The sequence below is a fragment of the Acetobacteraceae bacterium genome, assembly GCA_004843165.1.
Lineage (GTDB): Bacteria > Pseudomonadota > Alphaproteobacteria > Acetobacterales > Acetobacteraceae.
In genome coordinates this window covers 1483890-1508746 of sequence record CP039459.1, presented here as the reverse complement: position 1 = coordinate 1508746, position 24857 = coordinate 1483890, and the positions used below count along the sequence as shown (strand labels likewise).

18 protein-coding genes are annotated in these 24857 nt (G+C 44.5%); 10 read left to right on the top strand and 8 right to left on the bottom strand.

What is annotated here, in order from left to right; all coding sequences use genetic code 11:
- Positions 1-17: 17 nt before the first annotated feature.
- Positions 18-2474: a HAMP domain-containing protein gene (locus FAI41_07285; GenBank protein QCE33395.1), complete on the bottom strand. Its 2457-nt coding sequence runs from the start codon at positions 2472-2474 to the stop codon at positions 18-20.
- Complete coding sequence (gene dusB / locus FAI41_07280; GenBank protein QCE33824.1) at positions 2471-3448, bottom strand: tRNA dihydrouridine synthase DusB; 978 nt, start codon at positions 3446-3448, stop codon at positions 2471-2473. Before dusB ends, FAI41_07285 begins: the two co-directional genes overlap by 4 nt.
- A 240-nt stretch (positions 3449-3688) precedes the next feature.
- Here dusB and FAI41_07275 point away from each other — a divergent pair, with 240 nt between their 5' ends.
- The gene (locus tag FAI41_07275) at positions 3689-4831 is read left to right on the top strand and encodes a quinone-dependent dihydroorotate dehydrogenase (GenBank protein QCE33394.1); all 1143 of its coding nucleotides are present in this window, start codon (positions 3689-3691) and stop codon (positions 4829-4831) included.
- Positions 4832-4855: 24 nt separating this feature from the next.
- Positions 4856-7405, top strand: coding sequence for a mechanosensitive ion channel (locus FAI41_07270; GenBank protein QCE33393.1), 2550 nt, complete (start codon positions 4856-4858; stop codon positions 7403-7405).
- A gap of 89 nt (positions 7406-7494) precedes the next feature.
- Here FAI41_07270 and rapZ read toward each other — a convergent pair whose 3' ends face one another.
- The gene (gene rapZ, locus FAI41_07265) at positions 7495-8481 is read right to left on the bottom strand and encodes an RNase adapter RapZ (protein ID QCE33392.1); all 987 of its coding nucleotides are present in this window, start codon (positions 8479-8481) and stop codon (positions 7495-7497) included.
- Between the two features lie 237 nt (positions 8482-8718).
- On the opposite strand from rapZ, the gene FAI41_07260 reads away from it, so the two are divergent.
- The 4 genes from FAI41_07260 (at position 8719) to FAI41_07245 (ending at position 13064) form a co-directional block, all read left to right on the top strand.
- Positions 8719-9354 carry a nucleotide exchange factor GrpE gene (locus FAI41_07260; GenBank protein ID QCE33391.1) on the top strand — a complete coding sequence of 212 codons (636 nt, stop codon included), beginning with the start codon at positions 8719-8721 and terminating at the stop codon, positions 9352-9354.
- Positions 9355-9462: 108 nt separating this feature from the next.
- Positions 9463-10395, top strand: coding sequence for a glycosyltransferase family 9 protein (locus tag FAI41_07255; protein QCE33390.1), 933 nt, complete (start codon positions 9463-9465; stop codon positions 10393-10395).
- A gap of 56 nt (positions 10396-10451) precedes the next feature.
- The gene (thrS, locus tag FAI41_07250) at positions 10452-12392 is read left to right on the top strand and encodes a threonine--tRNA ligase (GenBank protein ID QCE33389.1); all 1941 of its coding nucleotides are present in this window, start codon (positions 10452-10454) and stop codon (positions 12390-12392) included.
- Positions 12393-12524: 132 nt separating this feature from the next.
- Complete coding sequence (locus tag FAI41_07245) at positions 12525-13064, top strand: translation initiation factor IF-3 (GenBank protein ID QCE33823.1); 540 nt, start codon at positions 12525-12527, stop codon at positions 13062-13064.
- 38 nt (positions 13065-13102) lie between these two features.
- Here the strand turns inward: FAI41_07245 and FAI41_07240 are convergent, their stop codons facing one another.
- From FAI41_07240 to FAI41_07230, 3 genes are all read right to left on the bottom strand, one after another.
- Positions 13103-14134 (bottom strand): hypothetical protein, encoded by a 1032-nt coding sequence (locus FAI41_07240; GenBank protein ID QCE33388.1) that lies wholly within the window; start codon positions 14132-14134, stop codon positions 13103-13105.
- 82 nt (positions 14135-14216) lie between these two features.
- Positions 14217-15605, bottom strand: a complete 1389-nt coding sequence (locus tag FAI41_07235; protein ID QCE33387.1) for an amino acid permease — start codon at positions 15603-15605, stop codon at positions 14217-14219.
- Between the two features lie 42 nt (positions 15606-15647).
- Positions 15648-17072 carry an amino acid permease gene (locus FAI41_07230; GenBank protein QCE33386.1) on the bottom strand — a complete coding sequence of 475 codons (1425 nt, stop codon included), beginning with the start codon at positions 17070-17072 and terminating at the stop codon, positions 15648-15650.
- A 538-nt stretch (positions 17073-17610) separates the two neighbouring features.
- Here FAI41_07230 and FAI41_07225 point away from each other — a divergent pair.
- From FAI41_07225 to FAI41_07215, 3 genes are read left to right on the top strand one after another with little or no spacing between them, the layout of a single operon-like run.
- The gene (locus tag FAI41_07225) at positions 17611-18405 is read left to right on the top strand and encodes a metal ABC transporter substrate-binding protein (GenBank protein ID QCE33822.1); all 795 of its coding nucleotides are present in this window, start codon (positions 17611-17613) and stop codon (positions 18403-18405) included.
- A 44-nt stretch (positions 18406-18449) separates the two neighbouring features.
- Complete coding sequence (locus FAI41_07220; protein ID QCE33821.1) at positions 18450-19475, top strand: ATP-binding cassette domain-containing protein; 1026 nt, start codon at positions 18450-18452, stop codon at positions 19473-19475.
- The gene (locus FAI41_07215; protein QCE33385.1) at positions 19463-20113 is read left to right on the top strand and encodes an ABC transporter permease; all 651 of its coding nucleotides are present in this window, start codon (positions 19463-19465) and stop codon (positions 20111-20113) included. The genes FAI41_07220 and FAI41_07215 overlap by 13 nt, the downstream gene beginning before the upstream one ends.
- 57 nt (positions 20114-20170) lie before the next feature.
- Here the strand turns inward: FAI41_07215 and FAI41_07210 are convergent, their stop codons facing one another.
- Both FAI41_07210 and FAI41_07205 read right to left on the bottom strand, forming a co-directional pair.
- Positions 20171-21313: an alpha-hydroxy-acid oxidizing protein gene (locus tag FAI41_07210; protein ID QCE33820.1), complete on the bottom strand. Its 1143-nt coding sequence runs from the start codon at positions 21311-21313 to the stop codon at positions 20171-20173.
- Positions 21314-21425: 112 nt separating this feature from the next.
- On the bottom strand, positions 21426-21935 hold the full coding sequence (locus FAI41_07205) for a hypothetical protein (protein ID QCE33384.1): 510 nt from the start codon (positions 21933-21935) through the stop codon (positions 21426-21428).
- 105 nt (positions 21936-22040) lie between these two features.
- Between FAI41_07205 and FAI41_07200 the strand changes: the two genes are divergently transcribed.
- Positions 22041-24851: an insulinase family protein gene (locus FAI41_07200; GenBank protein ID QCE33383.1), complete on the top strand. Its 2811-nt coding sequence runs from the start codon at positions 22041-22043 to the stop codon at positions 24849-24851.
- Positions 24852-24857 lie beyond the last annotated feature (6 nt).

The window sequence follows — 24857 nt, the reverse complement described above, 5'->3', positions numbered from 1 at the left end:
CCCCTTGCATATCTTCCTTATGTTCGATGTTTTTTATAGAAGCTGAACATACCTTCTACTAAAGGAATGGATAAGCTTACCAAGGCACCTGACGGCTTCCCCTCACTTATCCCCTGTTCATTTACTCTTAAACCTGTTTTGACGTCTGTCAAATCCAACTTCCCACGATGAACATCAATAATACGTTTTACAATGGCCAATCCTAAGCCTGTTCCTTTAGGCTTAAAGGTCACATACGGCTCCAGCAAATGTGTTTTGTCCTTTGCAGGAAGACCTATACCATCATCCTCTACTCCAATTACCGCATATCCGTCCTCTTGCCAAAGGGAGAGTGTGATTTTTCCAATAAATTTTTCTTCGCAGGTCAAATATTTTTTTTCATCCGAAGAATTTTTTAGCGATTTTTCGTCATGATCGGCTTCCAAAAACTGACTCTTTGCTGCTTTTTCCCGCATTTCAATCGCATCAGCCGCATTTTGTAAAAGATTGGTTAATGCCTGTGCAATTAAACGCCGATCGCAAAGAACCCACATTTCCTGCTCTTGCAATCCTTTTGCCTTGTAACGGATATCGGTATGCGCCGGCCTTTGCAAAACCAGCGCCTCTTGGCACAAAGTGACTAAATTATACGGTTCTAAAACCGGATCTGGCATGCGGGCAAAGGCAGAAAACGCATCCACCATTTTACCAATATCGCCGACTTGGCGGATAATCGTGTCCACCAGCTCTTGATACGTTTCCGGAGAGGAGGTGATTTCTTTTAAAAAACGCCGCCGCAACCTTTCCGCCGCCAACTGAATAGGGGTAAGCGGATTTTTAATTTCATGCGCCACCCGGCGTGCCACATCTGACCATGCGGCCTTACGCTGTGCCGCCTGAAGGTCGGTAATATCATCAAATGTAACGACATAACCTTCATACCCCCCTTTGGTGGCGACTTTTTTCTCTCCCTCGGCCACGATCCTGACAAATAAGGTTCGCCCAGCACCTGTTCCAGCGCCGGCGCCGGGGCCGCCAAGGGCTGAAATTTGCTCCGCATCAATTTGAATTTCTGATGTATGGGGAGAATCTGGATGTTTTTGCGCCTCTTCCAAAAGATCTTTGAATTCTGGCAGGCATTCCAAAAGATTGCGCTCTTTAAACAATTCGAGATTTCGCCCTAAAATTTCCTCTGCCATGCGGTTAAACAGCTCTATCGACTGATTTTTATCCAGCCCGATCACACCGGCGGAAACACCGGAAAGAACAGCCTCTGTAAAGCGGGTGCGCTCATTGAGCGTATTATAGGCTTTTATCAGCTCATGCCGCTGTGTGGCGAGCTGGTCTGTCATACGGTTAAATGCACGGGAAAGGATTGTCACCTCATCGCCCCGGCTCGCATCGCCCCTTTTGATCGGCACACGTGCGGCCAAATCGCCCAAAGAGACACGCTGCGAGGCTCTAATGAGCAGTCCAAGCGGCCTGACAATGCCTGTCGCCAGTGAAAGCCCGATCAGCATCCCAATCGCCAAGACCAAAAATCCCAGCAAGGCAAAAATACTGACAAAGGCAACCTGACTTTCTGCTCTATTGGACAAAAGATGTCGGTAATTACGGATAATCTCAACCATGTGCTGCACATGGGCAGAAATTTCATGTGAGACAGGACGTGTGACAAAAAGCATCAGGCCGCTCCGCCCAACTTTCACCAGCGCATCCACTTGTTGCAGATTGGATTTATCCTGAACCACAACACCGCCCTCATTGGCCAAGGCAATCATGGATTTTGAAGGCAGGGAAACCGTTTCTAACGTAGAATGTGGGTTTCGCAAAAAAAGCCCTGCGGTGGCTAAAATATTTTTTGTCAGCGGATCAAAGAGGATGGCGTTATTTAAGCCTCTTGCGGCGACTTCCTCCTCCAAAAATTCCTGTAATTTCGAGCTATCATGAAAAAAATCGGCTCCCGGAATGAAAAAAGTGTCATTTTCAACCGTTAAAAGTGCATTCGCAATGCCAAACGCATCCGAGCGTGCATTTTCATTATGTTCCCGCAAATATCCCGCAGCAACCGATTGCGCCTCCGTCAAGGCATTTGTCACACGTGTTGAAAACCAAATTTCTACGCCAAAATGGAAAAAAAGCGCCGCCAGAACGCCCAAGACAAGGGTTGGCAATGAGGCCACAACGCCAAACAAAAGCATCAGTTTAATATGCAGGCGCGCACCGGCATGCCCTAAACGCTTTTGAAGCACAACACGTCCAACATGACGTGCTAAAAGCAGGGTCAATAAGGAAAGCATGATGCAGTCGAAAAGAAACAGCAAGGCTTCCGCTTGGGGATAGCGTGAAAGGGACATCCCTCCTGCCAACGCGACAAAGGTCACAATAGCTAAAAAGACAGCCAGAATCAGCAAGGTCACGGTTGATTTTGGAGTCGTGACCTTAATCAATAAACGCCGCAATCCTGCAAGTAAGGGCGTTAGAAAAGGTGTCATTCCATGTTCTCTTGGGTTTCAGAAATGATCTCACCCTCTGAGCGGAGGTAATTTTGATCTATTAAATTACCGTAAAATTCCGAGATTAATTTTAAAACCTCATCGGCTGTTTCCAAACGATTCACTTGTGCCCGAAAACCAGCCGATCCCGGAAGGCCTGCGGAATACCAGCTTGCATGTTTACGGCAAAGACGCACGCCCGAACGCTCGCCAAAACATTCCAAAGCTTTCGCATAATGTTTTAAAACGATTGCCAACTCGTCTTTCAGCGTTGGTACAACGTAGCTCTCCCCCCGGAGTTGCGCTGCAAGCAAGGCCGGATACCACGGCTTGCCGTAACATCCACGCCCCACCATAATACCATCTGCATTGGACTGGCGAAGCGCTTCAAAAGCATCTTCCAGCGTTTTAATATCGCCATTGACCAAAACAGGAATATCTATTTTTTCCTTAACTTTGGAGACAAAAGCCCAATCCGCTTTTCCCCGATAAAGCATCTGGCGGGTACGGCCGTGAATGGTCACCATTTTAATGCCGATATCCTGAGCGATTTTGGCCAGTTCAGGCGCATTGAGATTGGCGTGATCCCACCCCATACGCATTTTAAGCGTTACCGGGACGGAGACGGCCTTAACAACCGCCTCCAAAAGCTGGGCGGCACATTTTTCATCTTTCATTAAGGCAGAGCCTGCCATCTGTCCAACAGCAACTTTTTTCACAGGGCAGCCAAAATTAATATCAATGACATTTGCGCCCCCCGCCTCTGCCATTTTTGCGGCCTGCGCCAAAGGTTCCGGCTCACACCCTGCGAGCTGAACGGCATTCACCCCTGCCCCTGATGCTGGACGGGCCATATTTAAAGTTGCCTCATTTTCATAAATCATTGCCTTTGAGGCAATCATTTCCGAAATAAGATAACCAGCGCCAAGTTCTCTGGAAAGCTCCCGAAAAGGCAAATCCGTCACCCCTGCCATCGGCGCTAAAACAACAGGGTCTTTTATAAGAACCCCTTTTCCCAAATCAATCGGGGGTAAATTTATTTTCCGTTCTCGCAGTGTTTCTCTCCCTGAGCGCCGTCTTCTAAGAAGCCCTTTATTCTTCTATTTAAAAGATTAGACTTTTCCTTTAAAATCACCTCGCTCTTTAAGTGATAGAGCGCTTTCGATTTATCATATCATTTATTCTCTTAACGTCTTTTTGGATAGGGTTCGCTCATGTCTGTTTTTTCTATATTCCGTTTGCGTAATCTTATCTCTTTCCTGCTCTCTTCGAAACTTTCGACCTTATCGACCCGATTTTTCCATCTTTTTGATCCTGAAACCGCCCATCATATTGCGATTGATATGATGGGGCAGAAAATTTGGAAATACCTTCCCCGCAAAGAAGATAGCCCTCGTCTGAACGTCAATCTCATGGGAATGACTTTTTCAAATCCGATCGGTATGGCGGCCGGATTCGATAAAAATGCCAAAGCAATCCACGGCCTCAACTGTCTTGGTTTCGGTTTTGTCGAAGCCGGAACAGTGACGCCACGCCAGCAGCCGGGTAATCCACGCCCCCGCCTTTTCCGTTTAAATGAAGATCGTGCCGTCATCAATCGTATGGGTTTTAACAGTCCCGGCGAAATTATTTTTGAAAAGAATCTTCAAAAAGCCTTACCTTGTCGGAAAAAACAGGCGGCCTCTCCAAAAACACCTTTCGGCTTTCCTTTAGGTATTAATATTGGCATCAACAAACTTGATGCAGACCCCCTGAACGACTATCCTGCCCTTGTAGAGCGTTTCTCCCCTTATGCCAGCTATATTGCCATCAATCTCTCCTCCCCCAACACGCCGGGTCTGAGAGATTTACAAAATGTTGTCTTTCTCGAAAAACTTTTGACTGAAATCAATCAGGTTAATACGAAAAAATTACCTGTTTTTATTAAGCTTGCACCCGACCTCAAAGACGAGGCCTTTTCACCTTTGCTGGAACTTTGCGTAAGGCTTGGCGCAACTGGCCTGATTTTAACCAATACAACCAAATCTCGTGCCTTTAATTTACAGTCTAAGCATATGAATGAAGAAGGGGGGCTTTCCGGTGCTCCGCTTCAGAAACGCTCTCTGGAAGTTTTGAAACTGGTCGCCAAACTCAATAAAGGGCGGTTACTTCTCGTTTCCAGCGGCGGTATCGAAACTGGCGCTGACATTCTTAACCGCCTCCAGCTTGGGGCAGATCTTGTGCAGGTTTACAGCGCCTTCATTTATGAGGGGACACCGCTCTTAGCCAAACTCAAAAGAGAATTGCTTTCTGCGATGGATCAGGCGAAGATTGAAAATCTTTCTGACATAAGAACGCTTTTCCCTTTAGAACAATAAACTTGGATCAATAAACGAGACGATATGAAACATTTCTCTTCAAAAAAATCGGGCTGGAAAATTTCCGCTTTTTTCAGTCTATTTCTTCTGAGTTTCTGTTTCTTTCAACCTCCAGCCTTCGCCCAACAAAAGGCGCTTTTAACACCGGGTATCCCTACCGTTTCGCTCCCCCCTTCTCAGGCAGATAATCTGACAGAAAGTGAACTTTCCGTTATCAAAATGGGATGGGAAGGGCTTGGCACCGATGAAAAAACGCAGATGAGCCAAACCCATCAGACACTTGCCAATGTCTTGGGGCTTTTGAAAAACTCCTCCACGCTAAGCTCTTTAAAGCTCGATGAAATTCATAAAACGCTCAAACATACGCTTGAGCGTACGGATATGCTTGTCGAGCAGATGGAAAGCTATAACAGCTCCCTCAGCTCGCTTCTCCAAATTTTAGGTGAACAGCCTGTAGAGAATGAAGAGCCGGCAATCACACGCCAACGCAAAGAGGTTCAAAAAAATCAGCATAATGTCCGTGCCGCTCTTGTGGAGGCAAAACTCTATCAAATGCAGGCAAAACAATTGGATGGGTTTACCAAAAGCCTCCTGGACAAGTTACAGCATCAAATTTTAACCAAACGCACGCTTAGCCCAGTCATGCCAGCTTTTTGGCAGGGAATTTATAAGGAAAAAGGCCTAAGTACGACTCTTTTAAAAGATAGCGGCGGCATGCAAATGACGCTTTTCCTTTTCGGAGGGGCTACTTTCACCTTCTTGCTCATTCTTTTTCTCAGCCACCAAATGGGAAAAATCTTTCCTAAAATCTTTCGAGCATGGGCCAAAGCCAATATTGAACTGAATTTAAACTCACCTCCCAATCTATCCCTGATTACACGGGTTTTTTCACCGCATTCTCCGGATCAAAAGGCCAAAAAACTTGAAATTTTAGAGGAGGAGGAAAAAATTCTTCTCCGAGAGGAATTAAATGCCGTCCCGCTTGGCACGCCGGGTCAGCTCGCCATTGCCATTATTTGCGTTTTTGTTTCCTTAATTGTTTGGAATCTTTGGACCTTGTGCATTCATGCCCAAAATTATGGACTGGCGCAGGTCATCAATAGCTGTCTTCCTGCTTGCGCGCTCATTTTAGGGGCTGGCCTTCCCCTGCTTGGCTGGACAAGAGGAATGCCCCGCCCCGTCTCAAGCTTTTTGATGGCAATCAGTCTGGTTTTAGCCTCCAACCTGATTGGACTTCTAGAGCGTGAGATTATTGCCCCCAATTTTGCGGCCTTTATGCAAGGGGCCATTGCCTTGTTGGATGCTTTCTCTTTGAGTTTGCTTTTCCGGACGCAAAAAACACCCAGAGAATTTGACCATTCTCAACCGATTGATGAAAGCAACCTGACAGGAAAGCAAAAATTTGAAGCCATTTTAAACCGTAGATGGTCGATTTTGCATTTCCTCAGCTCTGCCATTTTAATGCTCACCATTTTGGCGATCGTAACAGGCTATATGGCGTTAGCCTTTGTCATTAATACGCAGTTGCTTGTACTGGTTTATGATATTGCTTTGGTTTGTCTGTTTATCGGAACGTGGAAACAGCTTTCAGCGCTTGGCCTTGCGAAAGGGCAGCCTTTTATCAAGAAACTTCAGATGATCGGTCTATCCAAAAGCCGTATTGAACAGTTAAAAGTTGTTATTGGTGCCCTTGGCACAGTCTTTATGTGTGCCGTGGCCATCGCTATTTTTATGAATGGCGTTCATTTCTCCCTTTTTGATCTCTGTATCCGTCTGCAAAAAATCTTCTTAGGGGCTTTATTCGCCGATATTCCCATTTCCCCAAAAATGCTGCTTTCCTGTCTGCTGACGTTAACCTGCACCTATTATGGGATTCAGCTGGCGTGTCTCTGGCTCACTTCACGCCTCTTTCCAACAACGCAATTAAGCAATGGCGCACAAAGCTCCATCATCACCATTCTCACTTATACGACATGGATCGCATCAGGCATTTTCTGCCTGAGACTTTTAGGCGTGTCTGTTAGCAGTGTGACATGGGTTGTGTCTGCCTTGTCGGTTGGTGTGGGATTTGGTTTACAATCTATTGTGAAAGATTTTGTCTCTGGCATTATGCTCTTAGCGGAACGTCCCATTCAGCCCGGCGATACGATTGAAGTTTCAGGAAATTCCGGAGAGGTTCGGCGCATTGCCATGCGTGCAACGAATATCATGCTACCAGACGGCACAACAATGATTGTTCCGAATTCTCAATTTATCACTTCAACGGTTAAAAACAGCACCTTTAATGCCAATCCCAATCGGATGGTCATTACTTTCGACTTTCCAACCACCGCCAATCTTATCAAGATTAACCAGATTATTCTCAAAGTTGCGGGTTTGCAAAAAGATATTCTTGTCTCCCCTGCACCTGTGATTTTAACAACAGCCCTTTATGGGCCGGATGTTAATTTCATGTTGCGTTTCTGGTATCCCAGCAACGGCAGTTCAGCAAAAATTAAAAGTGCTTTCCTACAAGCCTTATTTGAAGAGCTTAAAGCGGCGGGCGAGCATGAAAATGTCATTATCAAAGGTTAAGAATGACACATAAAAAAAGCCTCCTGACCAGGAGGCTTTTCCATTTTCAAACCGAAAAATCAAATAAGCGAACAGACATTTTCTTTGACTTAAATATTTGCCTTCACTTGAAAATGCGTTTGTTTTTTGAGCTCCCGATGGGCAACGGTCAAAGAAAAATCCTGATCTCTCGGCAGACCTTTTTGCGCCATGACATTTAAATCATGCCCAAGCTTTTCCGTTAAAGCGACAGAGCGATGGCGTCCACCGCTACAGCCGATCCCAATCGTAACGTATTTTTTTCCCTCTTTGGCAAAGCGAGGCAGTACCAATTTCACCATTTCTAAAATTTTTTGATAAAATCTCTCATAATCTTCATCTTCAGCAATATGAGCGACAACATCCGAATCTTGCCCTGTTCTCTCTCTCAGAGATTCAACATAATAAGGGTTTTTAAGAAATCTTGCGTCAAAGATCATATCCGCTTCCCGCGGCAAACCATGCGGAAATGCGAATGAGGTCACTGTTACCCCCATTTTATAATCTTTATTGCCGCTAAAACGATTTTGAACCAACTGGCGCAAAGCCGGCAAAGTTAAATCCGATGTGTCTAAAACATCATCTGCCGCCTGACAAATCGGCTCTAAAAGCGCTATTTCTTTGGCAATCCCCTCTCTTAAAGAGGCGCATTCCCCATGATGGCCTGATTCATAATGCATCGAAAGTGGATGACGGCGCCGCGTGGCTGTGAAACGCTTCATCAGCACCTCTTCATCCGCTGTTGTATAAAGCAACTCAATCGAGAGATTCTTATTTTCCCGAAGTTTTTGGAGCTTATTTAACAAAGCTTCGGCTTTAAAACCGTACGAACGTACATCAATGCCAATCGCACGGCGTTCGCTTGAATGATCTGCTAAAGTCTCTAAAATTTCAAGCGGCGGATTATCGACAACCTCGTAGCCTAAATCTTCTAACATTGCGAGGATTGAGGATTTCCCAGCGCCGGAAAGCCCACTTAAAATAAGAGTCTGCCGTTTTTCGGTTGAAAGCCTTACTGGCGATGAGGAAATCTTTCTCTCCGTTGAAGGCTCTTGCATGCTTGGAACTCCTTAAAGCGATAAAACTCTGCCCCCTTATAAAAGATAAGATTATCTTCCTGAAATTCTATTTCAAGGGTGAAAAGATATTTTGACCCTTGTTTTCAGGAGAAAGGATTGCCAATTCTTATAAGAGTAATTTCAGAAGCTTCATTTTATCACACAGTCAATGCGCTTTGTGGTAATGAAACGCTAATATTTTAATTTTTCTAAGCAGGCATCGCTTCAGGCAATATTATGAGCAAACAAAATCCTTCTCAAAATTCTTCTTCGGACTCTCACGCCAACTCTCCGGAAGCTGAGGCAGCAACAGAGAATGTTGCCCAAAATGAAAATTTGGAAGAGGCGCAGGATGTTGATCCTCAGGAAGATTTAGACAACCGCATCGAAAGCATGGCAGCTGACTTAGCCGCAATGGAAGACCGCTGGAAACGTTCCGAAGCCGAAAAACAAAATTTCATCACCCGTGCGGAAAAAGAAAAATCCGATATTCGTGATTATGCCGTTCAGAAATTTGCAAAAGATCTCGTTGGCGAAATTGATAATCTCCAACGCGCACTTGCTGCTCTTCCTCCTGCCACTGAAGAAGATTCGGATAATCTAAAGGCCATCCGCAAGGGTCTTGAAAGCACGGAAAAATCTTTTCTTTCCATGTTAGAGCGTCACGGTATTACCAGAGACAATCCTGTCGGCAACGCATTTGACCCTAATTTACATGAGGCTTTGCAACAAATGCACTCCGAAGACCATGCGCCGGGACATGTCATGATGGCACATAATCCCGTTTGGAAGCTTAAAAACCGTCTTCTAAAACCTGCAATGGTTGTCGTGGCTGCGGATTCCTCAACCGGAAAAGCACCTCAAGCATCATAAAATGAATGAGCGCCACCGCTCCTTATTTAAGCTCTCTTTTACAGCGCTTTTTAAGAAAATCCCCCTCCTCCTTTGAGTTGGGGGATTTTTAAAAGGAATCACAAAAACATGCGACCTAAAATTCTGATTATTAAACATGGCGCTCTTGGCGATTTTATCCAATCCTTTCCAAGCTTTGAAGCCATTCGCCACACTTGTCCGATGGCACATATCAGTCTGCTCTGTGATCCCTCTTTAAAAGATTTAGCGGCGCTTTCCCCTTATTTTGATTCTATCTTAACCGATTCCAGAGAACGTCCCGGACTTTCACTGAAAAAATGGCAAAGGCTCCGACAACAGATTGCTCAAATTGCGCAATATGATCTTGTCATTGACCTTCAGCAATCGCTGAGATCTAAGCTATATCTCTTTTTTTCTAAACATGAGGACGCACCTTTTCTTTTAAAAAATCTTGCGAAGAAAAAACCGCTTCATGCCCTTATGCGTCAAAAATATCTTTTAAAAGCGCTGCATATTCCTCCCCTTGCGCCGCAGAAAGCCGATTGGCTTATCCATGCGGGGAAGGATCTTCTCCCACAGAAGGCACAACGTCCTTATGTTGTTTTATCCGTTGAAACCGGTCAAAAACACTTACACAAATCATGGCCATTGCAAAATTTTATCCAGCTTGCGGTTCTTCTTGAAAAAGAAGGCTTTCAACCCGTTCTAACCGGCATACGTCCTGCCTCTCTAGAATCACAAAAAAGACTCTCCAAGCTGCATATTCTTGATCTTCGAGGCAAAACGACACTTCCGGATTTAGCAAAAATCATGGAAAGGGCCGTCTTATGTATTGGTGCGGACACAGGAGTGATGCATCTTGCCGCATTTTGTGCCTGCCCAACATTGGTTTTATTCTCTGCCTTCTCCGATCCACGTTTTCATGCGCCTATTCCGCTCAAGGCCGGAAACGTCGTGACAATGCAGGCAAGAGACACCGCTTCCCTCTCTTTCAGAGAAGTCCTAAAAAGAGCCCTTCATTTATTAAAAAAACTAGGCTAATTTTTGGACACTGGTTTTTAAGTTTATAATTTTAAATTAATAAGAAAGTTTTTAAGATGGTTGTCATCACGCTCCCCGATGGAAATACACGGCAATTTAGTCATCCTGTCACAGGAACTGAGGCTGCTTTGTCCATTGGTGCCGGCCTTGCCAAAGCTGCCCTAGCCATGGAAGTTGACGGCCATCTCAAAGATATCAGCGAAACCATTTCGCAAGATGCTAAAATCCGTTTCATTACCCGAAAAGACCCTGAAGCACTTGAGCTGATCCGTCACGATGCAGCGCATGTCTTAGCCGAAGCAGTGCAGGAACTTTGGCCCGGTACACAGGTGACGATCGGCCCAAGCATCAAAGATGGTTTTTATTACGATTTTGAACGTTCCGAGCCTTTTACCCCTGCTGACTTCGATGCAATCGAAGCCAAAATGAAAGAGATCATTGCGCTTAAACGTCCCTTTGAACGTGAAGTTTGGGACCGTGAAAAAGCCTTGGGATTTTTCAAAGAAAAAGGGGAGATCTTTAAAGGCGAACTCATCGAAAATCTTCCAGAGGGCGAAGATCTCTCCATCTACCGCCAAGGGGAATGGCTCGATCTCTGCCGTGGTCCGCATTTACGCCATACAGGCGATATTGGCACTGCCTTTAAACTGATGCGTGTTGCTGGCGCTTATTGGCGTGGTGATCATCATAATCCGATGCTAACCCGTATTTACGGTACGGCTTGGCGGGATGAAAAAGAATTAAAAAGCTATCTTCACCGTTTGGAAGAGGCCGAAAAACGTGATCACCGCCGAATCGGTAAACAGATGGATCTTTACCATCTTCAAGAAGAGGCACCTGGACAGATTTTTTGGCATGCAAAAGGCTGGAATATTTATAATTCACTGCAAAATTATATGCGCCGCCTTCAAACGCGTTACGGCTACCAGGAGGTAAAAACCCCACAACTTTTAGACCGTTCTTTCTGGGAACGCTCCGGGCATTGGGATAAATACCGTGAAAATATGTATCTGGCGCATGTGGATGAGGAGGACAAACTCTTTGCCCTTAAGCCAATGAACTGCCCTTGCCATGTCGAAATTTTCCGTCATGGCCTACGTTCTTACCGTGAGCTACCCTTGCGGATGGCAGAATTTGGCTCCTGTCACCGTTACGAGCCTTCAGGTGCGCTCCACGGTATTATGCGTGTTCGTGCCTTTACCCAAGACGATGCCCATATTTTCTGTGAAGAGGATCAAATTGCGGAGGAAACCGCACATTTTGTTGCGATGCTTTCTGAAGCCTATAAAGATCTTGGGTTTGAAAATTTTAGTGTTAAATTTTCAGACCGTCCAGAAACCCGTGCCGGCTCTGATGAAACATGGGATCGTGCAGAAGGTGCCCTCAAAAAAGCCTGTGAAATGGCAGGAGTCGCATATGAATTGAATGAGGGGGAAGGCGCTTTTTATGGCCCTAAACTCGAATTTGTTCTGACCGATGCCCTAGAACGTGAATGGCAATGCGGTACCTTACAAGTTGATTATGTTCTTCCAGAAAGATTGGATGTTTCCTATATCGGCCGAGATGGCAATCGTCACCGCCCTGTTATGCTTCATCGTGCCATTTTAGGCAGTTTTGAGCGATTCTTGGGGATTCTGATCGAAGAGCACGCTGGTAAATTCCCACTCTGGCTCTCTCCGGTTCAAGCGGCTGTTGCAACCATTGTTTCAGATGCCAACGAATATGCAGAAAATGTGGCGCAAAAACTTGAAAAAGTTGGCCTTTCCGTTCAACGGCATTTTGAAAATGATAAAATCAATGCTAAAATTCGAGATCTAAGTCTTCAGAAAGTCCCCTTCATTCTCGCTATTGGGCGTAAAGAAGCTGAAGATGGAACGGTGTCTATCCGTGAGTTGGGATCACAAAAAAATACCGTTATCTCTCTTGATGAGGCAATCGAACTCCTAAAGAATAGAGCAATTGCGCCTGATCTTGAAAGAATGGGACATATATCTTAAAGCTTCCCCTGTAAACCAACTTGGTTCATGATTATATTTAAGATATAAGCTAAGCGCCTTAGAGGTTACGTTACATTTCTTTGACCTGTAATCTCTTTGGTAATTATTATTTACGTTTGCGAGGACCTGAACATAGCACGACTTCCACACGCCCCAAACCCTACAAAGGATGGGCCACGCCTTAACGAAGAAATCCGCACCCCACAAGTTCGCGTTGTAGCTGCAAATGGCGATATGGTTGGTATTTTGCCAATCCGTGAAGCCATTTCCCGTGCCTACGCTGAAGGAATGGATCTTCTCGAAATTAGTCCCACGGCGACTCCTCCTGTTTGCAAGATTCTTGATTACGGCAAGTTTAAATATGAGCAGCAAAAAAAGAAAAATGAAGCTCGTAAAAAACAAAAAGTGATTGAGCTAAAAGAAGTTAAAATTCGTCCCGGTACGGGAGAACATGATTTCCAAGTTAAGCTTCGTGCCGTGCAATCCTTCTTAGAAGCTGGCGACAAAGTCAAAGTTTCCCTACGTTTTAAAGGCCGTGAAATGGCTCACCAGGAACTTGGTGTAAAAATAATGGAACGTCTCAGAGAAGAAATCGGCGAAGTTGGCAAGGCAGAGCTCATGCCAAAACTCGAAAATCGTCAAATGATTATGGTTTTAGCCCCAACAAAATAAGGGCTCTCTCTCATTTTCAAGATGGGAGCGTTCACCTCTTAAGAGGCTGGGCGCTCCCCTTTTAGAATCTGAGCTAACACCTGATCAGAAGGATGGAGATTAAAAAATCTTTCGTAAAAGATTTTCATTTTTTCTCTCATCTCTGCTGTATTGGGATTTTTAGCCGCAATAATGGATTTTACCCATAAAAGCTGTAGCGGCAACTCTACCCCATAACGATCCCAGAGAAAAATCCCTGTCGGGTTGCGGTATAAATGCCCAGCTTGAATCGCTGGAAGGAATGCTGCCCCTTGGGGAACCGTTCCCTTTTCCCACTTCCCTGCCCCCTCTGCTAAAATAATAATATCTGGGTTAGAGGTAAAAACCTGCTCCCATGTCATATCATGGTTATTGCCGCTCACGGTTACGGCATTTTGTCCGCCGGCAAGATTAATCCACTCATCAATAATCGTCTCCTTACCATCCACGGTTAAAGGATTAAGAGAAGAGATATGCAGAATTTTAGGTTTTTGGCTGGTATTTTCAGAGGAAAAAGGTAAGAATTTACGCCAGTTAAAATCCTCTTTTTTAACGGTTTCTTCTTTTTTAAGAAGCTCCTCCCCAACAATTTTTGTAACAAAAGAACGGTAATCGGCAGCTTGTTTTAAGGCAAATTGGGTATTTTCAAGCTTCGCACTTTGATCCACACACTCCAAAAGCCCCGCAAAATCCTTAAACGCAAAAGTCACTTCAGGAATTTTGGCATTTTTAAGAATGTTTTCTTGCGCTTTATAGGCTGAAGGTAAAACAACATATTTCGGATTCATCGAAATAAGCTTTTCAATATTTAAGCCTCCGGCCGGCACTAAAGGGAGTGTCTTTAACTCAGGATAGAAATAGAAAAGCCACGGCACACGGTTTTGATAAATCGCCGCCGCCCCGACTTTACTGCCGAGCATCAGATCCATGGTTAAATGGGCATACCACTCATCGACGACGCCCCTTTCCGATTGCGCCCATCCAGCAGCCGGCAATGAAAGACAAGAAAGCAAACTCAGCCTCAAAAGTCTTTTACGAAAAGCTTTTTTCATTTTTTATTCCTCAGCGCAATTCATGCAATTTAAGACGACCACCAAAGTTTAAAAGGTTAAAATTATTCTTTTTTTAAAAATCTTAGCTTCCCAGATTTTTTCTACGACGACCATAAAAAAGATAGACGACAAAACCAATAACAAGCCAAAGGGCTAAATAAAGCCAACTTCTGGCATCTATTGTAAAGCACCCAACAGCACAGGAAATGATCCCCGTCATCGGAATCAGATATTTTCCACCGGGAACCTCAAAAGGACGCTGCTTTTCCGGCGCACGTATCCGCAAAACAATAAGGGCTAAACAAACCATTGAAAAAGTTAATAGAACTCCGAGAGAAATGACATTCCCCAAAGCTTTCAAAGGCAGTAAGAAGCCTAAGATTCCGCCAATAAAAGAAAGAAAGACAATAGAAAACCACGGGGCGTGACGCTTATTTGTCTTCGCAAAAATAGCCGGTAAAAGCCCCTCTTCTGCAATATGGCTAAGAATACGGCTTTGACCGAAAATAATCCCGTATAATCCTGCGATAAAGCCAACAAGAATGGCCAAATTTAAACCTTGTGCAACCACAGGCATATCTAAAACCTGCATTGCCGTTGCCAAAGGATGTGTATCCTCTGCAAGCCTTTCATAAGGGACAATCCCCACCATTGCGCCAGAGAATAAAGCGGCAAGCAAAGCGCAGGAGGCTAAAGTGCCCAAAATACCAATGGGTAAATTCCGGCGTGGATTATGGGTTTCCGGTCCAGCAGAGGCGACAACATCAAAACCAAGGTAGAAAAGAAAAACAAAGGCCGTTCCGCTGACAATGCCACTCCAGCCAAAATGTCCAAATCCGCCATGATTAGCCGGAATATAAGGGATATAATTTGAGGGTAGAAGAAAAGGCAGGCAAACCAGAACAAAAATCAGAACGACGGCTATTTTCAAAAAAACAAAAAAACTATTAAGGCCAGAAGATTCCTTTGTCCCCATGCACAGCATCCCTGTAACGATGCTTAAAATAAAAATGGCTGGCCAAACGCCAAGCGCTAATGCGCCATCCGAGAGCGATGTGCCTAAGGGAGATAAAATTCTCTCAGGCAAAAAAATATGCCAGTTTGAAAGGAAAGACGCTAAATAACCGCTCCAGCTCACAGAAACCAGAGAAAGCGAGACGATATAGGCGGCTACCAGACACCATGCGACCAACCATGCCGTACATTCGCCCATCGCCTCTGAAATGTAAGTATAAGAAGCCCCTGAAACTTTCGGAAACATTGTCGCAAGTTCCGCATAGCATAAGCCAACACAGCCACAGGCCATTGCGCCAAAAATAAAGCATAAAGAAACAGCGGGGCCGCTAAACTGTCCTGCAACAATGCCGCTAATTGCGAAAAGTCCAGCACCAAGGGAAGTACCGATGCCTAAAGCAATCAATTGAAAAGGACCCATCCCCTTTTTTTCAGCTTCTAAAGATTGCTGTTTCATAAAATATAAATATCCTTAAAAATTCTCATTTTTCATTACGCTTTAAAGAGTTTCTGGACAGCGGGCACGGCTATGCTTACGCCCGTACAAAAGGTAAATTGCCTCACCTGCAAGCAACCAAACCCCCAAATAAATCCAGCATTTTGGCTCTACCGTTACAAGTCCAACACCGCAAACGACAATGCCACCACCGGGAATAAGCCATTTTCCAAAAGGAACCTGAAAAGTTCTAATCGCTTCCGGGCGGCGAATACGGAGTAAAATTAAGGAAAGGCAAACACTTGAAAAGGTTAATAAAACCGAGAGAGAAGCTACGCCGCCCAAAAGTTTTACAGGGATAAAGATCGCAAGCACAGCGCCGATCAAAGAGAGAAACAAAATGGAAACCCACGGGGCTTGGCGTTTGTTCTTTTTCGCAAAAATCTGCGGCAAAAGCCCATCTTCCGCAATATAGGCGAGCACACGGCTTTGCCCGAAAATAATCCCATAAAGTCCCGCACTAAACCCTAAAAGAATGCAAATATTGAGAAATTCCGCAACAAAAGGCATTTGAAGATGTGCCATTGCCGTTGCAAGTGGACTTGTATCATGGCCGAGATCTAAATAAGGCACAATACCAACCAAACAACCCGAAAAACCAACGGCTAAGACAGCACAAGTGGTCAACGCCCCTAAAATCCCAATCGGTAAATCACGCTGCGGATTACGTGCCTCCACCCCAGCAGAAGCCACAACATCAAATCCTAAATAAGAAAAGAAAACCAAAACGGCACCAGAAATGACACCGCTCCAGCCAAAATGTCCAAACTGCCCCTGATTTGCCGGAATATAAGGTGTATAATGCGCCATCGAGATGAAAGGCAGTGCGCAAATAACAAATAAAAGGACGACAGCAACTTTTAAGGTGACAAAAAAACTATTCCAGCCAATAGATTCCTTTGTTCCGACGCTTAAGAGAAGCGTGACGAAGGAAATCAGAAGAATTCCAGGCCAGACACCATAAGCAAGCACATGACTACCATTCGAAAGCGTCAAAGTCGTTCCTAAAGGCTCTAAAATCTGCGGTGAAATATAAAAATGCCATTTGGCTAAAAAAGCGCTGAGATAGCCGCTCCAACTCACCGAAACAATTGAGATCGAAAGAATATAAGAAGAAACAAGGCACCAAGTCATAAGCCAAGCGGGACATTCCCCAAGCGCTGCTGAAATATAGGCGTAAGAAGCCCCTGCGGCTTTTGGAAACATTGTTGATAATTCTGCATAGCAAAGTCCAACAAGTGCGCAGGCAATCGCTCCCAATATGAAGCTGATAGAAACAGCCGGGCCACTATTCTGCCCTGCGGCAATACCGCTGACGGCGAATAAACCTGATCCTAAAGATGTGCCGACCCCAAGCGCAATAAGCTGTAAAGGGCCTATCCCCTTCTTTTTGGAAGAGTGAGCTTCCGCTTTCGATATTTGGGCCATCAATGCAATCCTTAAATTGATTCTTTAAATAATAAAAAACCCGTCTTTTCTTTCAAAAGGACGGGAGAGAAGTTCTAAGCTGTTTTTGAAATGACTCTTCGAATTTTCAAATCTTCATATCGAACGGCTTTCTCTCCCATACAGCACCACCTGTAATAGGTATAATTGTACCTGTTACAGTGCCTGTCTTCAGAGCGGAAAGAATAACCTGTGACATTAGAAGGAGAGTCCTAAAAATATTTAATAAGCTCTTGAACTCTGCCATAAATTCTAAAAATCTACAAGAAGCGGAATAAAGCATTTTACAGGAAATGCCCTTGGAATGAGCCTTTAGAGTGTTGCCTTTCTTATAGCTCTTTTAAAATTTCCAAAATCCTGCTTAAATTAGAGAAGATAATTCATTAATGCGTATTTTATACATATGCGTTAATAAGTCCCTTATCATTCTATAAAAGGTTACCTTATGACTAGCATCCTGCGCCGTGACTTCTTTCGTACTATTTCGGCGGCAGCCCTTGCTCTATGTGGGTGCGCTGTGATGTTAAACAGCCCCGCTTTTGCGCAAGATAAAAAAGCCTCCCCAGAACTTTTAACACTTCCTCAAGCAAAAACGATTAAAGTCGGCATTATCTCTGGAGAAGATGAAGATGTGTGGCGTGTTGTTCAAGAAAACGCTACAAAGGCAAACCTCACCATCAAAGTGACATCTTTTTCCGACTATACGGCGCCCAATATCGCACTGGCAGAACATGATCTTGATGCCAATGCTTTCCAGCACCAACCCTATCTGGAAGCGCAGAGACAAAATCAACATTTCAATATCACCCGTGTTGGCGATACTTATTTCCAACCGATTGGTCTTTATTCCACTAAATATAAAACGGCACAGGATTTACCTAAAAATGCCGTCATCGGTGTGCCAAATGACCCTTCAAACGAAGGGCGGGCTCTGCATCTTTTAGAAAAATTAGGTGTCCTCAAAATTGCACCAAATTCTGGCACTTACCCAACATCTTTGGATATTATTGAAAATCCCAAAAATATCACAATCAAAGAATTAGATGCGGGAATTGTCGGGCGCTCTTTACCTGATCTTTCAGCGGCTGTTGTCAATACGGACTGGGCACGTAAAGCCGGTATTGATATTGCCAAATCCCGTATCGGTGCAGAAGATCTCAAAGATAACCCTTATGTTAATTTCATCGCCGTCAATGACAGTGATCTAAAAAAACCTTGGGTAAAAATTCTTGTGCAATCTTTTCAGCAGCCAAATGTGGCCGCTGCGATCCGCTCTGCTTACCATGACGTAACGGTTCCGGCCTTTTCCTCATGAACCATTACGCCACTGCTATTCGCAGTGCCGAAGACCATAAATCTTTGTTGGAGATTAAACATCTCTCACATTGGTTTAATGGGCAGCCGGCACTTAATGATGTTAATTTTTCTGTCAAATCAGGCGAAATTGTCGGCTTAATCGGGCGTTCCGGTGCCGGAAAATCAACGCTCATTCGTTGCTTATGCGCTCTTGAGCGTCCGGGGGCTGGCGAGATTATTATTAATGGCACCAATATTGTAAAATTGCCAGAATCTGGTCTTGTCAAAATTCGCCGTAAAATTGGACTTGTTTTCCAGCATTTCAATCTTCTGACTTCTCGCACTGTAACGGGTAATATTGCCCTGCCGCTTCAAATTGCGGGCAAATCACGCTCTGAGATTTCTCAACGCGTTCAAGAGCTTGTCAAACTGGTTGGGCTGGCAGGGCTCGAAAAGAAATATCCACACCAGCTTTCTGGAGGGCAAAAGCAAAGAGTTGGAATTGCGCGTGCTTTAGCAACCAATCCTGATATTTTGCTTTCAGATGAAGCAACCTCTGCCCTTGATCCTGAATCAACGGCTTCCATCTTAAATTTACTGCGTGATATTAACAAAGAACTTGGCCTCACCATTGTCCTTATCACACATGAAATGGAAGTGGTGAAACGCTTTGCGAAACGCATTCTTGTCCTGGACAAAGGGCATCTGATTGAAGATTGTAATCTCAGCCATTTCGTTCGTCACGAACCAGAACATCCTGCACTCAAACCGCTTCTCGCAGAAATTCAACCGCAACTGCCGGAATCTTTTGTAAAATTGCTCCAACCCAATAGATCCTCGGCATGTCATGAAGCCGTTGCCCGCATTTATCTCGAAGGTAACCATGTAACCGCCCCGCTCTTTTCTGAACTTGCCCTTAAGTTTAATGTTCAGACAAGATTATTACAGGGCGGTGTAAATGAAATTGGCGGACAGTCTGCTTGCGATATTTTGGTAAGTCTCTCCGGCGAAAGATGTGACGAGGCCATTGAATGGATTAACCAAAAAGCCCAAGCTTTTCGGTTGTTAGGATGGTTATGTCACCAATAATTATGCATCTAATTTGGATCGGTACACTCCAAACATTGGAAATGGTTTTTGCCTCAACCTTAATTGCTGTGCTGATTGGTGGGCCTATTGCCCTTTTCCTCATTGGAACAGGGCCGGCAAAACTCTGGAAATTGCCAGTCATTCCTCGGATTGTTGAGCTTTTTGTAGACGCTGTCCGTGCGGTACCTTTTATTGTTTTGCTGGTCATTCTCATTCCGACAACACGTTTCATTGCAGGAACCTCTTTGGGAACAGAAGCTGCAATCGTACCGCTCTCCATTGCAGCGATCCCCTATTTTGCACGTATTGCAGAAGTCTCCATGGCAGAAGTTGATACAGGTCTGATTGAGGCTGTCCGTGCAATCGGCGGCACACGGCTGACCATTATCCGGCAAGTCATTATTCCAGAGGCACTTCCCTCTTTGATCTCTGGTTTAACCGTCACCCTTATCACCATGGTCGGTGCTTCTGCAATTGCAGGGACAATCGGTGCGGGTGGCTTGGGAGATCTTGCTATTCGTTACGGCTATCAGCGTTTTAATACAACGGTCATGCTTTGGGTCGTTGCCGTTCTGATCCTTATGGTTTGCCTTATTCAATGGGCTGGCAATTGGCTAGCCAAAAAATTACGGCACTAATCCAAAAAAAATTATAAAGGCAGGCTGCGTTTTTTCAGCCTGCCTTTATTTCTTTATTCAGAAGTCCCTAACCAAACGCTCCGGCGTCAAACTAGCAATGTCACGGGCCCCCGTTAAGGTCATGCAAATCCGCATTTCACGCTCATAAAGATTTAAAAGATTAACAACCGCTTTTTCACCACCACTTGCCAAAGCATAAATATAAGATCTGCCAATCATTGCCGCATCTGCACCAAGTGCCAGCATACGCATGACATCTAGCCCTGAGCGAATACCGGAATCCACCAAAATTTTAATTTGTCCCTTTACGCTATCTGCAATAATGGGCAAAGCGCTGCTGGTCGAAATGGCGCCGTCTAACTGACGTCCGCCATGATTGGAAACAACGATTCCATCCGCTCCGAAACGTACGGCCTCTTTAGCATCTTCCTTATCCAAAATGCCTTTGAGAATCATTTTTCCTTTCCAAAATTGGCGTATCCATTCTAAATCTTTCCAACCGATTGAGGGATCAAAATTTTGACTGAGATATCCCATATAATCCATCAGCCCGACACGTTTTCCCATATAGGTAGAAATATTTCCCAAATCATGCGGACGGCCGAAAAGTCCCACAGGAAAAGACCAACCCCAATGTGTCATCGCCTGAAAAATACGCTTAGAAGATGCAAATGGCCCTTCCAGACCTGAATGACGATCCCGATAACGGGCTCCCGGAATGGGCATATCAACCGTAAAAACCAAGGTACGAATCCCAGCATTCCAAGCTCTTTCCAAAACGTCCTTCATAAAGGCACGGTCTTTTAGAACATAAAGCTGAAACCATAAATGATCTGAGCCGACTTTATGCGCCAATTGCGCAACTGGCGAAACCCCAACGGTTGAAAGGGTAAAAGGGATATTCTTAGCTTTAGCTGCCCTTGCTGCCGCCACTTCGCCATAACGTGCATACATGCCTGTTAATCCAACAGGCGCTAAAATCAGCGGCATTGATAGTTTTTGATCCCAAAGATTTGTCGAAAGATCAATCTCTCCCGCTTCACTTAGAATCCTTTGACGAAAAGCAATCTGTGCTAAATCTTTTTGATTATTTTTTAAGGTAACTTCTTCCCCGGCTCCTCCAGCAATATACGCATATAAAAAGGGAGGAAGACGCTTTTTAGCCGTTTTTTCGTAATCTCTTGGAGAGGAGATAACCATCATTTTCATCCTTCGCTTATGATCCCAGAGAGCATCTTAGATACTTAAATATCCTAGGAAACTTTAGAAACTTTGTTTTCTAAAAACAAAAGAAAAAGCGCTCCTTAAGAATTTAAAAATTTTGCTGCCACGCATAAGAAGTCACCTGCTTGCGATTTCTAGGCGGAGCTGTACGGCAGGCCATGACATAAAGGCCAATGGTGAAAACAATATCACTCAACGAAGCCAAATCTTTTGGTAGCGCCAAAGGGCCATATTCCCGCATCATGGAAAAAATATCATAAAAAGAAAAAGCCAAAACAAGAAGACGATAACTAAATAAGGCAGGACGCATTGGATTCCCCATCCCCGCCCGCTCTACAATATGCATACGGGAAAAGCCTAAAAATAAAATGATACCAGCGGCCAATCCCACAGCTTGTGAAAGATTAAAGCCCAGACTGCCTTGACCTTTTAAAATCGGAATAAAAAGAGAGAAACCCAAAAAAACCAAAGAACCAAGCTGAAAATTCAGTCCGAGCCGCCAAGGCGACTTTCCTGCCCAAAGCAAATCCAAAACAGGCTGAAAAACCCGATCAATTAAAGCATCATCAACCTTATGTGCAAATCCTACTAAATCCATATTTCCGCTTTGCTCTCATTCTCTTGAGTTAAAATAACCCTACCAGTATAATTTTAAATAATTCTGTATTTTGTTCAAACGGCAAGAAAAGTTCTTCTCACCATCATGACCGCCCCTACTTCCCCTCTGCATTTTGCAAAAAAAAACGCTCTCTTGCTTTCCGCAACAATCTTAAGCAGTATTTTCTATATAAATACTTCCCTTGCGCAAGCAACGCCTGAAACAAAAACGGCGCCTCCTGCAGCAAAGTCCGACACGCCACGAGAAGACGCTCCCAGCTTTACCGAAACAAGAGCCCCGGCGCTACGCTATACGCTTTCAAATGGCCTTCAGGTTGCGATCATCAAAGATCCATTAGCGCCCGTTGTCCAAACGATGGTAAATTATTCCGTTGGCTCTGCAAATGCACCCAAAAATTTTCCAGGAAATGCCCATGCCTTAGAACATATGATGTTTAACGGCACGCCTAACATTAGTCGCTCTCAACTGGCTTCGATCAGTTCTCGGCTTGGCAATCACAATAATGCCGACACAACTTCAGACGTCACGCAGTATTATTTCGAAGCACCAGCAGAAAATCTTGAAATTCTATTAAAAATAGAAGCCGACCGTATGCAGGAGATCACTTTAGATCCTAAAGAATGGGCGCATGAAAAAGGAGCGATTGAACAAGAGGTTTCGAGAGATCTTTCTAATCCTGCCTACCGCTATCTTACCCAATTACGTGCTATCCTCTTTAAAAATACCCCTTATGAACGAGATGCTTTAGGGGATCGCACCTCTTTTGATAAAACGACGGCCGAAGATTTACATGCATTTTATAATACGTGGTATGCCCCAAATAATGCAATTTTAGTGATTGCCGGTGATGTTGACCCCAAAAAAACTTTAGAACTCGTCAAAAAATATTTTGGTAAGATCGCACCAAAACGTTTGCCTGATAGTCCAGAAATCATTCCGGGTACTGTCAAACAGCAAGATATTGTTTTGCCAACAGACTATCCTGTTTCTTTCGAAATTCAAGCCTGGCGTATGCCCGGCATGCGTGATCCTGATTACGCAACGGCACAAATTCTTGCCGATACCCTTGCCAGTGAACGGGGAAATCTCTTTGCACTCGTTCCCGCAGGGGAAGCTTTGGAAGCAGGTTTTTCTTACCAAGCTGAAGCGCAAGGCGGCATGGGACTTGCCTTTATTGCATATCCTAAAGGACAGCCAAGAGATGTTTTCAAACGAAAACTCTCCAATATTCTAAATCAATATCGACAAAACGGCATTCCAGAGAAACTTATTACTGCGGCGAAAAAAAATGAGATTGCCAATCTTGCTTTTAAGGCCAATTCAATCTCCGGACTGGCAGAGAGCTGGTCAGAAGCTTTAGCAATTCAACATCTCAACAGTCCAAAAACGCTTTCCAAAGCCTTTGATAAGGTTACGAAGAAAGACGTAGATGCTCTTCTCCGTAAATGGCTTTTAAATACAAATGTTATCAGCGCCTCTTTACGTCCCTCTGATAAAGGCCATGCGATTGCAGCTCAAGGCTTTGGCGGTACTGAAAATCTTCTCTCGGATAATGGGGAAAATGTTACCCTCCCTGAATGGGCTGAAAAAGCTTTGGGACATGCCCATGCGCCTACCCCAATCGTCCCGCCGAAAAGCTACATTCTGCCAAACGGCTTACAACTTTTAGTTCAGCCAGAAACTGTCAGTAACACGATTGAACTTTTTGGTGAAATTCGTCAGAATGCTGCGCTACAAGACCCTAAAGGGCAAGAAGGGGTTTCTGACCTTACGGATGCACTTTTCCTCTATGGCTCTACCAAACATAACCAAAAAGCCCTTGCCGCAGCTTTCGATAGTCTTTGTGCGAGTGAAAGCGCAGGGAGTCATTTTAGCCTTTCTGTCCGGAAACCTGATTTTTCTACCTCACTCTCTCTCTTAGCAGAGCATGAACTCACACCAGCCTTTCCAGCAGAAGGGTTTACAAAAACACGTTCTGAGATGGCAGAGGCCAGAAAAGGAGAAATGACCTCGCCCGCCTATCATTTCAACCGTGCTATCCGGAAAGCTTTGGTTCCGACAAATGACCCAACCCTCCGAGAAGCAACAGCTGAGACAATCCGTCAACTTAAACTTCAAAATGTCAAAAATTTATACCAAAAAGCCTACCGGCCAGATCTGACAACCATTTTTGTCATTGGCAATATTCAGCCAGAAGAAGCTTATCAAGAAATTCTCAAGAATTTTGGAGGGTGGCAGAAACAGGGAGAAACACCAAAACTTGATCTTCCCCATCTTCCTGCCAACAAAAAGTCCCAAACGAGAATTCTCGACCCTGGACGCTCACAAGATGAAGTCAAACTTGTTGAGAATCTTCAAATAGATGTCCGTGATCCTGATCGCCATGCGCTTGCCGTTGGTAATCAAATCCTAGGTGCAGGCGGTTTTTCATCCCGCCTTATGAAAGATCTACGGGTCAAATCAGGCTTTGCCTACAGTGCCGGCAGTGGCATTCAATATTCTCGCACCCGTACGGGTTTTGAAATTGGATTTGGTTCTGATCCTGAAAAGGCTCTAAATGCTGAAAAATTGGCTGTGAAGGACCTAAAACAACTCCAAGAGGCACCGCCAACAGAGCAGGAAATGGCACTTGCCAAAGATTCCCTCCTGCGCTCTGCGCTTATCGGACGGGCAAGTTTTTCTGGCCTTGCAAGTCTTTGGATGACTCTGGAAGCACTTAACCTGCCGCCGGAAACGCCGAATGAAACCATGAAAGCTATTGAAAATATGCAGGCAGAGCAGGTTCAAAAAGCTTTTCAGCGTTGGATTCAACCAGACAATCTTGCACGAATTACTTTGGGACCTGCACCTCAAACAAAAATAAAAGCAAAATCACCAACAATAAAGCACGCATAAAAAAAG

Excerpts from the sequence above, each read along its gene's own strand:
- FAI41_07285 (QCE33395.1), bottom strand. The coding sequence starts at position 2,474 with ATGACACCTTTTCTAACGCCCTTACTTGCAGGATTGCGGCGTTTATTG.
- dusB (QCE33824.1), bottom strand. The coding sequence starts at position 3,448 with ATGGCAGGGGTGACGGATTTGCCTTTTCGGGAGCTTTCCAGAGAACTT.
- FAI41_07275 (QCE33394.1), top strand. The coding sequence starts at position 3,689 with ATGTCTGTTTTTTCTATATTCCGTTTGCGTAATCTTATCTCTTTCCTG.
- FAI41_07270 (QCE33393.1), top strand. The coding sequence starts at position 4,856 with ATGAAACATTTCTCTTCAAAAAAATCGGGCTGGAAAATTTCCGCTTTT.
- rapZ (QCE33392.1), bottom strand. The coding sequence starts at position 8,481 with ATGCAAGAGCCTTCAACGGAGAGAAAGATTTCCTCATCGCCAGTAAGG.
- FAI41_07260 (QCE33391.1), top strand. The coding sequence starts at position 8,719 with ATGAGCAAACAAAATCCTTCTCAAAATTCTTCTTCGGACTCTCACGCC.
- FAI41_07255 (QCE33390.1), top strand. The coding sequence starts at position 9,463 with ATGCGACCTAAAATTCTGATTATTAAACATGGCGCTCTTGGCGATTTT.
- thrS (QCE33389.1), top strand. The coding sequence starts at position 10,452 with ATGGTTGTCATCACGCTCCCCGATGGAAATACACGGCAATTTAGTCAT.
- FAI41_07240 (QCE33388.1), bottom strand. The coding sequence starts at position 14,134 with ATGAAAAAAGCTTTTCGTAAAAGACTTTTGAGGCTGAGTTTGCTTTCT.
- FAI41_07235 (QCE33387.1), bottom strand. The coding sequence starts at position 15,605 with ATGAAACAGCAATCTTTAGAAGCTGAAAAAAAGGGGATGGGTCCTTTT.
- FAI41_07230 (QCE33386.1), bottom strand. The coding sequence starts at position 17,072 with ATGGCCCAAATATCGAAAGCGGAAGCTCACTCTTCCAAAAAGAAGGGG.
- FAI41_07225 (QCE33822.1), top strand. The coding sequence starts at position 17,611 with ATGTTAAACAGCCCCGCTTTTGCGCAAGATAAAAAAGCCTCCCCAGAA.
- FAI41_07215 (QCE33385.1), top strand. The coding sequence starts at position 19,463 with ATGTCACCAATAATTATGCATCTAATTTGGATCGGTACACTCCAAACA.
- FAI41_07210 (QCE33820.1), bottom strand. The coding sequence starts at position 21,313 with ATGGTTATCTCCTCTCCAAGAGATTACGAAAAAACGGCTAAAAAGCGT.
- FAI41_07205 (QCE33384.1), bottom strand. The coding sequence starts at position 21,935 with ATGGATTTAGTAGGATTTGCACATAAGGTTGATGATGCTTTAATTGAT.
- FAI41_07200 (QCE33383.1), top strand. The coding sequence starts at position 22,041 with ATGACCGCCCCTACTTCCCCTCTGCATTTTGCAAAAAAAAACGCTCTC.